The organism is Exiguobacterium artemiae 255-15 (assembly GCF_000019905.1).
GTDB lineage: Bacteria > Bacillota > Bacilli > Exiguobacteriales > Exiguobacteriaceae > Exiguobacterium_A > Exiguobacterium_A artemiae.
In genome coordinates this window covers 1,884,841-1,896,724 of sequence record NC_010556.1, presented here as the reverse complement: position 1 = coordinate 1,896,724, position 11,884 = coordinate 1,884,841, and the positions used below count along the sequence as shown (strand labels likewise).

The window sequence follows — 11,884 nt, the reverse complement described above, 5'->3', positions numbered from 1 at the left end:
GGAAAAGATTCGATTCGTCCGTCATGTGTTCTTTTTTTTGATACACTGAAAACAAAGAAAAGGAGCTGTTTTCAGATGTTGACCCATTATCGTGATTATGAGAGTTTCAAACAGGTGGCGATTCCGTTGCTTGAGCGACGACCCGATGTCCATCAGTTACCGCTCGGGATACTCGAACGGGGAGATGTGCCGATTTTAATGGCGATTGCGGAAGAAGGGGACCGGACGATCGTTGTGCTGCAAACGATTGAAGAACAGGCCATCTTAGCAGGTGATGTCTTTACATACGAAGGAATCCGAAAATTATCGCGGATTTTGAACTGTCCCGGATATGTCGGAGAGCAGGCGATCATCGAGCCGTTGCTTGCTTCGCACAGTCCGTTTCAAATTAAGATGGATCAAGGGATTTATACATTGACGACGGTCATTCCTCCTGTGACGCTTGACTACGAATTCCGATTGATCGAGGAACGGTTTGCACCACAGGCTGTTGCGTTCGGTTGGTCGTTCATACAGGAGACCGGTGCCCTGCCGGCGACGGAACGCAGTCGTTTGAAGAATGAGCAAACGATACGTAAACACATTGAAGCCGAAACATTATTTGGTTTGTTTGACGGGGAACAGTTATTGGCAATGGCTTCATCGAGTCGGCCAACTGCTTCCGGTGTGACGATTTCCTATGTCTTCACCCCACCAAAATGGCGAAAACAAGGGATTGCGTCTTATCTCGTGGCCTGTCTGTCCGAACATCTGTTACAACAGTATCCGATGGTATCGCTCTACACGGACTGGTCCAATAAAACATCAAACAAAATCTATCAGGCAGTCGGATTTGAACTCGCCGGACGTTCCATGCAAATCACGAAACGTCCGAAATACCAATGACCGGCTGACGACATACAAACAAAAAGCAGAGATACTCTCCTTGAATGAAGGAAAATATCTCTGCTTTTTGTATACAGATTTTAGAATGTTGCGATGAGCTTTCCGCGGACATGTCGTTCAGACAGCCGCTGTAAGCCTTTGACAAGATCTGCCGCCGGAATCTCTTCCGTAACGAGCGGGTCCAGTTCTTTTGCAGCAACCAGTTTCAAAAGCTCATCTGCCATATGACCGAGATTCCGGATGGCCCGGTCGTCTTCGATTGCATAAGCAGCAGCGAGTGCGACTTCATGGATGGATGGTGAGAGCGTAAACGGTTTAACGACCGATTGATCGGGACCGCCGGCGATGAAAGCCAGTTGTCCGGAAAAAGCGAGTCGTCCAAGATCAGCGGTCGCTTCATCTCGACCTACTGTATTGAAAATCAGATCCGCACCACGACCGTTCGTCCAGTCGCGGATGACTTCCGTCACATTTTCTGTTTTATAGTCGATGGCAAGATCAGCACCAAGCTTCTTGACCCAGTCATGATTCTCTGTCGAGGCCGTCGTCGCGACGGCAAGTCCGAGTCGTTTCGCGAGCTGAATCCCGATTCCGCCGACACCACCGGCTCCGGCATGAATCAGGATGGTCTCTTTACCTGTCGTGTTCATCTTTTGAATGATGGCTTCATAGGCTGTCATACCGGCGCAGAGAATGGCAGCTGCCTCCGAAAAGCTGACAGCATCCGGAATTTTCGCCAACGCACGGGCATCGACGACGGCATATTCCGCAAATGCCCCGTTTTTTTGAAGATTCGTATGAACGGCGATACGTTCTCCGACTTTGATACCCGTTACATTCGGTCCTGTTTGTTCGACGATACCGGTTAAATCGACACCCGGCACATGCGGATACGTCCAGGCCGGATTTTTGATTGCTTTGTAATCGACGGGGTTCAAGGCAACTGACTTGACGCGGATCAACGCCTGACCTGCACCGGGCGTCGGCGTTTCGATCTCCTCGAACGTCCATTGATCAATTGCTTCACCTGTGTGGTTTAACCATGCTTTCATCATTAATACGCTCCTTCCGAATACGTCAGTTCATATGAGTGGGAATACAGTTCGACCAGGTTACCGAACGGGTCTTCGCAATAGACCATCCGGTAAGGTTTTTCACCCGGATAATATTCGCGAATCGGCATCCGTTGTTTACCACCATGGGCAACAATTTTTTCGACCATGCCCTCGATATCCGGATCCTGAATGGCGTAATGAAAAATGCCGGTCTTCCAGAATTCGAAATTGTTGTCTGGTTGTTCATTGTTCGGGAATTCAAATAACTCGATTCCGACCCGGTCGCCGGTCGCCATATGAGCAATCCGGAATTTTCCCCAGCCGGCGCCAAAGACATCCGTACACATGACCCCGATCGGTGAGTCATCCTCGACGACGTCCGACGGTTCCATGATGATATACCAGCCCATCACCTCCGAGTAAAATGAGATAGCTTGTTCTAGATTCGGAACAGACAGTCCGATGTGTGAGAAATTACGTGGGTACGTCATAACATCCAACTGATTTACGATTACGATAACTTACGATACACTCGACTGCATAGTACGCACTTTGAAGTAACTACCTGAAGGAGAGACAAAAGCAATGACGACAGAACAGTTCCCAGTCAATCGGGCGCTCGCCATCATCGGCGGAAAATGGCGTCCACAGTTATATTGCACGTTAGAAGATGGTCCGAAACGTTTTTTAGAACTGCAACGCGCAATTCCCGGTATTTCACGGAAAGTGTTGACCGATCAATTGAAAGAACTTGAACGGCTCGGAATGGTCGAACGGATCGAATTCGACGAAGCTGTCTTACATGTCGAGTACCGGTTGACAGATGCCGCTTATACGCTGCAACCTGCGATAAAAGGTTTATGCGCCTGGGGAGAAGGGAACTAAATTCTTTGTTGATACCACTAATCTCAGGAGGTCCTTTTAGATGAAACTGACTTATCACGGGCAGTCTACTGTCACGATCGAAACGAACGGGCACCACATCGTCATTGATCCGTTTTTCAGCGGCAACGATCAGGCGATGACAAAACCGGAAGACGTCAAAGCAGACTTTATCCTGTTAACGCATGCGCATGCCGATCATATGCTGGATGCCGAAGACATCGCCAAAGCGACAGGCGCGACGATTGTCGCGACACATGAACTGGCGACGTACCTGAGCTTTAAAGGATTGAATGTTCATCCGATGAATCTCGGCGGACAGTTTGAGTTTCCGTTCGGAAAAGTCAAAATGACGCAGGCGTTCCATTCTTCAAGCATCATCGATGAAAAAAAACAGACGATCACGTACATGGGAATGCCGGCCGGCTTCTTATTGACGATTGAAGATAAAGTCATCTATCATGCGGGAGATACGGCACTGTTTGGTGATATGGCGCTCTACGGTGCACATTACGACATCGATCTTGCGTTCCTGCCGATCGGTGATAACTATACGATGGGTCCGGATGATGCCTTGGTGGCAGCAGACATGTTGCAGGCGAAAACGGTTGTGCCGGTCCATTACGACACGTTTGATCTCATCAAGCAGGATGCCGCGGCTTTCTGTGCGAATTTGGAAGCGCAGGGCCAAACCGGTCAAGCCTTGAAAATCGATGAGTCAATCGAACTGTAATTAACAGTGCAAACCAGTCAGACCGGTTTGCACTGTTAAAAACGAATCATTCTTCCGGAAGCTTGGAAAGAATGATTCGTTTTTTTGTCATGCTCCATCTTCCGCCCGATGGTATTATGTGAACAATTTCGTATGATAAAGAAGGAATGTTGACAGACGAATCATAAATTCGGAATAATGGGAGAGAATTGGATGGAGGTAGACCAATGAAGGAGAACACAAGCAGAACAGAACGAAAGCGGAAACAATCATCGTTTACGCGACTAAAAGACAAACGGCGGGAAATGACGGCTTCATTCGACCGGATCGGTGCCCGTAAACCGATTCGCCGCCCGCTCATCGTCTACGGTTCGGTTATCTTAAGTCTGATGATTTTATATACGGTGACCTTATTTTTGACGACGGATTCCTTATCAAGGGGAGAAGCGTTTAAAACAACAAACCGGTATAAAACGCTTCAGATCGACGCACCGAACGGTACAATCAACTTTGTCCGGAGTACGGACGGAAACGTTCAATTGAAATTGGTTGATAGTGCGTCAAGTCAAAAACGATTAAAGATCGGGACGTCAGGAAATACATTGACGGTGACAGGACGTGATGGGTTTGCCGCACGACTTGGGAACCGTCCGAGTGAGAAGCCGGGTGATTTTTCAATTCAGGTCGGGTTACCGAACTACATGAATCGAATCGATGTCGACGCTCGGTCCATTAAAGGAATGGGCGTGTATGCGAAATCAATCCGGATGTCAGCTGAGACGATGGATATAAACAAAATGGACGCCGACGATATCGTCCTGACAGCTCAAGGTAACGTCAAAGCAACGAATATGAATGCCGTCCATGCGGAAGTAACCGCAGAATCAGTTAACTTATCCGAATACGGTGCCAAACTGGACTTATCCGTCTCGACGATTGACGGCCCGGTTCGATTGAAACCAACAAAAGCGGCCGGTACGATTGCTGTAACGACGGAAGGTGACATCAAAGCGTCAGACCGGTATACGAAACGAAAAGACGACGATACCGCTTTATTTGAGTTATCGAAACAAGAAAAACCGGAAGTGACTGTCGAAAGTGAAGTCGGGCAGGTGACGCTCGAGTGAAATTCCAATTTCGGATTGGTCTCCGGACAATCAAGACCGGAATCGCTGTAGCGATTGCCCTCAGTTTTTCTTGGTATGTCTTCGGAATTTATTCCGGTATGGGAGCGGTTGCCGCAATCGTCGCCATGCAACCGACGATTCACCGGTCGTTTAAAATCGTCTTCAACCGGATTTTAGGGACGATTCTCGGTTTAGTCTGTGGACTCGCGGTCGTCGCGACCCTCGGAGCGAATCCGTTGACGATCGGGTTGGCCGTCATCGTGTCGCTTGTCTTCAACTCGATGATTGGGCGGACCGATATGTCGACGTTTGCCGCTTTTGCCATCGTGCTGATGTTTGAAAGTCCAACCGCTGACTATGTCCATTATGCATTGACGCGTTCCTTATTGACGGTCGTCGGTGTCTTATCCGCAGTCGCCGTCAACTACATCGTGTTTCCTCCTCACTATGAAGACCGTTTACTGTTGTTCGTCAAAAAGACGACCAAACAATTGATGGAGGACTGGCGCAGTCTGGTCAAAGACGATGCAAAATTACTGACAGTCCGCAAACAGGTTTTAAAGCATGAGGAAATGATTATCATGCTGCAGGAGGATCAGAAATATCCGCTTGTCGCCAGCGGTCAGAGTAAAGCATTCATTCAATTGAAGCAGCTGGTTGATCTGGAGGACAAACTTCTGTTACTGCTTGAAAGTATCGCCAGTCATCGCGACTTGCCGATGTCAGACGAGCAGGAGAAGATACTCGGACAAGAAATCGATTTTCTGCTCAGCCATCATTATGATGTGATTTTTTCACACGACCGGGATCAGCCGATGTTCAGCTTTGACCAGGAAGTCAGTGAAGTGGACGATATCATCAACGGTCATTTGCTCGATTACCGAGAACAGCTGGAAAAAATGAAATAAAAAAACGTCGTCCTCGTGAATCTTTTTCAATTGAAAAAGAGCGAAGACGACGTTTTTTTTAAGGTGTCCGCAATGACTGGACAAGATCGGCATCTGGAGTGACGTAAAGTGTCGTTTGATCCGTATAGATGACGAATCCCGGTTTGGCACCACTCGGTTTTTTGACGTAACGGAGTTCTGTGAAATCGACCGGCACCTGGCTCGATTCCCGGGCCTTGGAATAATAGGCGGCGACCACCGCGGCTTCTTTTAATGTGGTCTCATCCGGCTGGTCACTGCGGATGATGACATGTGAACCGGGGATATCTTTTGTATGCAACCATGTCTCGGACCGGCGTCCGAATTTAAACGTCGCATAATCATTTTGTTTGTTGTTTTTGCCGACAAAAAATGGAATCCCGGTCGAAGATTGGTAGGCCTCAAGTTTAGGGATAAGAGGTTTCTTTTTCTTTTTGCTGCGTTCCCGGACGTATCCTTCTTCGACGAGCTCTTCCCGCATCTCTCGAATATCCTCCGGAGAAGCGACATCGAGTTGTGCCAGTAGCGACTCAAAATAATTGATTTCGAGCTGGTTTTTCTCGAGCTGCTTCGCGACTTCGATTTTAGCAGTCTTCAGTTTGTTGTAACGTTTGTAGTACCGCTGGGCATTTTCGTTCGGTGAAAAGCGGGGATCAAGGGAAATCGTAATTTCCTTCCCGTCTTCGTCATAATAATCGACGACCGTCGCCTCTTTCATACCGCGTTCGAGCTGATACAGGTAGGTCGTTAATAATTCGCCTTTGTGTTTCAATTCGTCCATCTTTTCGGTAGCAGCCAGGTCACGTTCGAGTTTCGTACGTTTCAGAATATTTTTATCATATTCGCTTTTGATGAAACGCTCCAAGTCAGCCGCCTGTTGTTTGACGCGATCCCGATTTGATTTCTGGTGGAAAAACGCATCGAGGACGTCTCCGCTTGTCGCAAAGGTCTTTTCTTCAACGATTTCCCCGTAGTGCAACGCGACAGGGGAGAAACGTTCCTTCCCGTTTGCGAGACGTTGGAAATAATAAGGACCTGTCAGTTCATCCAGAACGGAATGAATGGCCTCTGCAAGTGATGTCCGGTTCGAAAGACCGGCCCGCGACACGATTTCAGCAGTGATTTGCGGTGAAAAACCACTGAACAAACCTAATAACTGACGGTCGATCTTTCCGGCGTTCCAATCAATCCGGTGTAACGTCTGTTCGATGTCACCGGTCAGAGGATCGACTTTATCTTGTTCCGGCGGCAAGTGATACTGCAGACCCGGCATGATGGTCCGGAATGTATTCTGGCTGAGCGGAAGATGTTTGATCGCATCCAAGATTTTATCCTGTCCATCTGTCAGGAGGATGTTGGAATGGCGGCCCATCAGTTCGATGTACAGTTTTTTCGCTTCTTCATCCCCGAGTTCATTTCGTGAGCGGACACGCATTAAGATGACCCGGTCACGTCCGAGCTGCTCGATTGATTCGATGAAGCCGCCTTCGAGATGCTTTCGGAGCATCATACAAAACATCGGCGGTTCGCTTGGATTGCTCGTCGACTCCGATGTCAGATGAAGCCGCGCGTACATCGCATTGGCCGATGCGAGCAACATCACGTTTTTTCGTTCTGCCCGGACACTGAAAATTAAATCGAGTGCATACGGTTGGTGTATTTTATTAATCCGTGCCCCAACGAGCGGTTGGAGTTCCTGGACGACACGTGTTGTCATTAGTCCGTCAAAAGCCATGATATTACCTTCTTTCCTGATTTCGTTTCCACTTTCTAAAGGTAACAGAAAGTGCCCGGTTATGGTATGATTAAGCAGTCGAGCTGAAAAAGACCACTTGCGAACTTCCTGTCTCTACTGCTAATATGAAACAATGTGAAGTTTGTTAGATGGAGGGGTTCTGAAGTGATTTTTAAAGAGCGTGGCTTATTACTCGTATTGTCTGGTCCGAGTGGTGTTGGTAAAGGAACGGTTTGCCGTGCCTTGCGCGAAGATGAAGACAATAATTTGCACTATTCTGTGTCATGTACGACACGTAAACCGCGTGAGGGAGAAGTGGACGGTGTCCATTATTTCTTCAAGACACGTGAAGAATTCGAAAGTATGATTGCGAACAACCAATTGCTCGAGCATGCGGAATTTGTCGGTAACTATTATGGTACACCCGTCGAATGGGTCAACAAAATCTTAGATGAAGGAAAAGATGTCATCTTGGAAATTGAAGTACAGGGTGCGATGCAGGTGAAGGAACATTTTCCGGAAGCTGTTTTTCTGTTTTTGGCTCCGCCAAGTTTACAGGAACTTCGCAACCGTCTTGTCGGGCGTGGAACAGAATCAGAAGAGGTCATCAAACAACGTCTTCTTGTCGCGAAAGAAGAGATTGAAATGATGGATGCTTATGATTACGTCGTCACGAATGACGAGATCCACAAAGCATGTGACAGAATTCAAGCAATCGTCACTGCAGAACATTGTAGCCGGGAACGCGTTGCGTCCTTGTATAAAAAAGCCATGGAGGTCAAATAACATGTTATATCCATCAGTAGACAAGCTTCAAAAGACGGTCCCTTCGAAATACACAATCGTGACGGTTGCAGCAAAACGTGCACGTCAAATCCAAGACGGGAAACGCGTGAAAGTAGCGAACCCGAAATCATACAAACCAGTCGGAAAAGCGCTCGAAGAACTCTTTTCTGGTGAAGTCGTGGTTACGAACCAACCGCAAGACTAATTTTGAAGCAGCCACTCCTCATTGTGGCTGTTTTTTTCAATAAGGAGGAATTCATCATGCTAACGAATCGTAACATTTTATTATGTGTCGGAGGAGGAATCGCCTCGTACAAAGCGGCGGCTTTGGCATCGAAACTCGTTCAGGCCGGAGCGAACGTTCAAGTCGCGATGACGAAGAATGCCCAACAATTCGTCGGGAAAACGACGTTTGCCGCGCTGACGCGGAAACCGGTCTATGATGATGTCTTCATTGAGCATGATGCATCCAAGATTGCCCACATCGATTTAGCAGATGAAGCTGATTTGATTGTCGTGGCTCCTGCGACGGCGAATCTGATTGCGAAACTTGCGCACGGAATCGCCGATGATTTTATTACGACGACGATTTTAGCAGCGACGTGTCCGGTCGTTGTTGCTCCGGCGATGAACGTCAATATGCTCGAACATCCGGCGACGGTGCGAAATATGGAACGGCTGATGGCAGACGGAGTCCACTTGATCGCACCCGGAGTCGGTAACTTGGCATGTGGCTGGATCGGAAAGGGACGGTTGCCTGAACCGGAAGAGTTGGTCGAAACGTTATCCGGCTTGTTCCAACCGAAACCGCTCGCGAATCGCCATGTCCTGATCAGTGCCGGTCCGACCGTCGAACGGATTGATCCGGTTCGTTATTTGACGAACGATTCGTCCGGTAAAATGGGCATTGCACTTGCAGAAGCGGCCCGGGATGCCGGAGCAACCGTCACGCTTGTTCATGGTCCGGTTCGAGAAGCCTTGCCGACCGGTATAACGACGAAGGCTGTCGAGTCCGGTGACGAGATGCTTGAAGCGATGTTAGCTGACTATGACAAACAGGATCTGGTCATCATGGCAGCGGCGGTGGCAGATTATCGTCCGACCGTCCGGTATGACCGCAAACAAAAGAAAATTGACGGACCGTTACGGATTGAACTGGAAGAGACGACAGATATCTTACGTACGCTTGGTGAGCGGAAGACAAACCAGATTTTAGTAGGGTTTGCAGCCGAAACTGAAAATCTGGAAAAACATGCGCAACAAAAACTGATTCGAAAACAGGCGGATTTCATCGTCGCAAATGATGTCTCCCGTGCAGACATCGGTTTTTCAAGTGATGAGAATCAAGTCACGGTTTACGGGAATAATCATCCGGCCGTTCATTATGATCAACAATCGAAAACCCGATTGGCAGCCGCATTGATTGAACAGTTCACGGAGGCATTACAATGATTGCCGAAGTCATCGTCGATGTCGCGGCGGCGACGGTCGACCGGCCATTTGATTATGAAGTACCGGATTTATGGCGTGATCTCGTTGTTCCCGGTATGCGTGTCGAAGTGCCGTTCGGTCCGCGGGCGTTGCTCGGAATCGTCGTAGCCGTGAAGGACGAGACGGATCTCGCGCGCATCAAACCGATTGTACGCGTTCTCGATGAGACACCGACGTACACGGAAGAATTGCTCCAACTATCGAGTTACCTGTCCGAGACGACCCTTTGCTATCAGGCAACGGCACTACTTGCGATGTTGCCCGCTGCTTTGAAAGTCAGTTATGATAAACTGATTTTGGCGGAAAATCCGCGGCTGATTCACTGGAACCAGAAGAAAATCAGCCAGTTTCCGAGTGAGGTCCAACAACAGATATTAGTGGCTGCCCAAAATGGGGATATCCGACTGCAACCGATCGTCAAAGAAAAGAAGACGTCCAAAACCGACAAGCGGATTCGTCTGCTCGATTCGACGATTGAATTATCGAAACAAGCGACAAAACAGATTCTGCTCCGTGAGTATCTGATGGCACGTCCGGAAGTGTTATGGAGTGAAGTGATGCATGAACTGGATTTGACTGTCAGCATCCTTAACAGTTTAGAGAAAAAAGGTGTCATTACGGTCGAGACAATTGATGTAAATCGCAATCCGTACGAACATCTCGTCCAAGATATCTTTGTTCCGTCCACCCTGACGACACATCAGCAGGATGCGGTCGATGCGATCACGGCATCGGAAGAGACGAGTACGTTTTTACTCCACGGGGTGACCGGCAGCGGGAAAACGGAAGTCTATTTGGAATCGATTCATACAATGCTTCAGCGGGGGCGCCAAGCGATTTTGCTCGTACCGGAAATCAGTTTGACGCCGATGATGGTCAAACGTTTTAAACGCCGGTTCGGGGATCGGGTGGCTGTGCTGCACAGCGGTCTGTCGTTAGGTGAAAAATACGATGAATGGCGGAAAATTTCCCACGGAGAAGTTGATGTCGTGGTCGGGGCACGTTCTGCGATTTTTGCACCGTTGACGAATATCGGTGTCATCATTTTGGATGAAGAACATGAAACGACGTATAAACAGGAAGAAAATCCGCGGTATCATACCCGGGATGTGGCCACGTGGCGAGCGGCATATCACAAATGTCCCGTCGTCCTTGGAAGTGCGACGCCGATTCTAGAAACGTATGCACGTTCTCAGAAAGGGGTCTATCGTTACCTCCCTCTAAAAGAACGATTCGGAGGCGAACTTCCACCGGTCGAGATCATCGATATGCGAAAAGAACTGGAACGCAGCAATCGAACACCGTTCAGCCTGCCTCTTGTCGAAGGAATCAAACAACGCATCGAACGGGGCGAACAGACGGTCCTGCTCCTCAATCGACGGGGATACACGACGTTTGTCCTGTGTCGGGATTGTGGTGAAACGCTTCAATGCCCACATTGCGCCGTCAATCTGACCTATCATCAACACCAGGATTGTCTGAAATGTCATTATTGTGGATTTGAAGCAGCCATGCCGAAAACCTGTCCGTCCTGTGAATCGAAAAAAATTCGGCAGTTCGGTACCGGGACGCAAAAAATCGAAGAAGAACTGGCCCATTTGATTCCGGAAGCCAAAATCATCCGCATGGATCAAGATACGACGTCACGCAAAGGCGCGCATGAAAAATTATTGAATGCGTTTGAGCGCGGTGAAGGAAACATCCTGCTCGGAACCCAAATGATTGCCAAAGGGCTTGATTTTCCGAACGTGACACTGGTCGGTGTCATTGCGGCGGATGCAACACTCGGGATTCCTGATTTCCGGGCGAGTGAACGAACGTTTCAACTGATTACGCAAGTTTCAGGTCGTGCCGGCCGGGGAGCGCTTGCCGGACAATCGATTATTCAGACTTATAATCCGGATCATTACGTCATCCAGACGGCGAAACGTCATGATTATGAAGCGTTTTATCAGCGAGAAATGCAGTTACGTAAGTTAGGCGGACACCCTCCGTTCTGGTTTTTAGGACTAGTGACGATTTCAGCAGCTCATCCGCTCGAAGCACAAGCGGAAGCAGAAGCGATTGCAGGAGAACTCCGGCATCTGGAATCAGACGATTTAATTGTCAACGGTCCGCTTGAAGCACCGCTGGCACGGCTAAAAAACATGTACCGATACCAGGTGATTCTAAAACATAAAGGTCAAGAAGAAGTGCGGGAGGCACTCCGTGCGATGCTTGCATTACGCATCAAACAAAAAGTCCAAGTAACAGTGGATTTGAATCCATTTGTATTCATGTGAGGT

12 protein-coding genes are annotated in these 11,884 nt (G+C 48.5%); 9 read left to right on the top strand and 3 right to left on the bottom strand.

The genetic code is table 11. The annotated features are described in order from the left end of the window. The first annotated feature begins 75 nt into the window (after nt 1-75). Nucleotides 76-885 carry a GNAT family N-acetyltransferase gene (locus tag EXIG_RS09940; RefSeq protein WP_012370808.1) on the top strand — a complete coding sequence of 270 codons (810 nt, stop codon included), beginning with the start codon at nt 76-78 and terminating at the stop codon, nt 883-885. An 80-nt stretch (nt 886-965) separates the two neighbouring features. Here EXIG_RS09940 and EXIG_RS09935 read toward each other — a convergent pair whose 3' ends face one another. Together EXIG_RS09935 and EXIG_RS09930 are read right to left on the bottom strand one after the other, a co-directional pair. Then, the gene (locus tag EXIG_RS09935) at nt 966-1,937 is read right to left on the bottom strand and encodes a zinc-binding dehydrogenase (protein WP_041261980.1); all 972 of its coding nucleotides are present in this window, start codon (nt 1,935-1,937) and stop codon (nt 966-968) included. Between the two features lie 2 nt (nt 1,938-1,939). Beyond that, nucleotides 1,940-2,431 (bottom strand): lactoylglutathione lyase family protein, encoded by a 492-nt coding sequence (locus EXIG_RS09930; RefSeq protein ID WP_012370806.1) that lies wholly within the window; start codon nt 2,429-2,431, stop codon nt 1,940-1,942. 94 nt (nt 2,432-2,525) lie between these two features. On the opposite strand from EXIG_RS09930, the gene EXIG_RS09925 reads away from it, so the two are divergent. From EXIG_RS09925 to EXIG_RS09910, 4 genes are all read left to right on the top strand, one after another. Continuing rightward, nucleotides 2,526-2,825 carry a winged helix-turn-helix transcriptional regulator gene (locus EXIG_RS09925; protein WP_012370805.1) on the top strand — a complete coding sequence of 100 codons (300 nt, stop codon included), beginning with the start codon at nt 2,526-2,528 and terminating at the stop codon, nt 2,823-2,825. A 40-nt stretch (nt 2,826-2,865) separates the two neighbouring features. Beyond that, the gene (locus EXIG_RS09920; protein WP_012370804.1) at nt 2,866-3,555 is read left to right on the top strand and encodes a metal-dependent hydrolase; all 690 of its coding nucleotides are present in this window, start codon (nt 2,866-2,868) and stop codon (nt 3,553-3,555) included. Nucleotides 3,556-3,761: 206 nt separating this feature from the next. Beyond that, nucleotides 3,762-4,661, top strand: coding sequence for a DUF4097 family beta strand repeat-containing protein (locus tag EXIG_RS09915; protein WP_012370803.1), 900 nt, complete (start codon nt 3,762-3,764; stop codon nt 4,659-4,661). After that, on the top strand, nt 4,658-5,569 hold the full coding sequence (locus tag EXIG_RS09910) for an FUSC family protein (protein WP_012370802.1): 912 nt from the start codon (nt 4,658-4,660) through the stop codon (nt 5,567-5,569). The genes EXIG_RS09915 and EXIG_RS09910 overlap by 4 nt, the downstream gene beginning before the upstream one ends. Before the next feature lie 58 nt (nt 5,570-5,627). Here the strand turns inward: EXIG_RS09910 and EXIG_RS09905 are convergent, their stop codons facing one another. After that, a complete protein-coding gene (locus EXIG_RS09905; protein WP_012370801.1) occupies nt 5,628-7,322 on the bottom strand; it encodes an Rqc2 family fibronectin-binding protein in 1,695 nt (564 codons plus the stop codon). 168 nt (nt 7,323-7,490) lie between these two features. Here EXIG_RS09905 and gmk point away from each other — a divergent pair, with 168 nt between their 5' ends. Genes gmk through priA form a run of 4 tightly spaced genes read left to right on the top strand, consistent with a single transcriptional unit; the run spans nt 7,491 to nt 11,881 of the window. After that, on the top strand, nt 7,491-8,108 hold the full coding sequence (gene gmk / locus EXIG_RS09900; RefSeq protein WP_234944616.1) for a guanylate kinase: 618 nt from the start codon (nt 7,491-7,493) through the stop codon (nt 8,106-8,108). Nucleotide 8,109: 1 nt separating this feature from the next. Further along, nucleotides 8,110-8,313, top strand: coding sequence for a DNA-directed RNA polymerase subunit omega (rpoZ, locus tag EXIG_RS09895; protein ID WP_012370799.1), 204 nt, complete (start codon nt 8,110-8,112; stop codon nt 8,311-8,313). Between the two features lie 56 nt (nt 8,314-8,369). Continuing rightward, nucleotides 8,370-9,560: a bifunctional phosphopantothenoylcysteine decarboxylase/phosphopantothenate--cysteine ligase CoaBC gene (gene coaBC, locus EXIG_RS09890; protein ID WP_012370798.1), complete on the top strand. Its 1,191-nt coding sequence runs from the start codon at nt 8,370-8,372 to the stop codon at nt 9,558-9,560. Beyond that, complete coding sequence (gene priA, locus EXIG_RS09885; RefSeq protein WP_012370797.1) at nt 9,557-11,881, top strand: primosomal protein N'; 2,325 nt, start codon at nt 9,557-9,559, stop codon at nt 11,879-11,881. The genes coaBC and priA overlap by 4 nt, the downstream gene beginning before the upstream one ends. Nucleotides 11,882-11,884 lie beyond the last annotated feature (3 nt).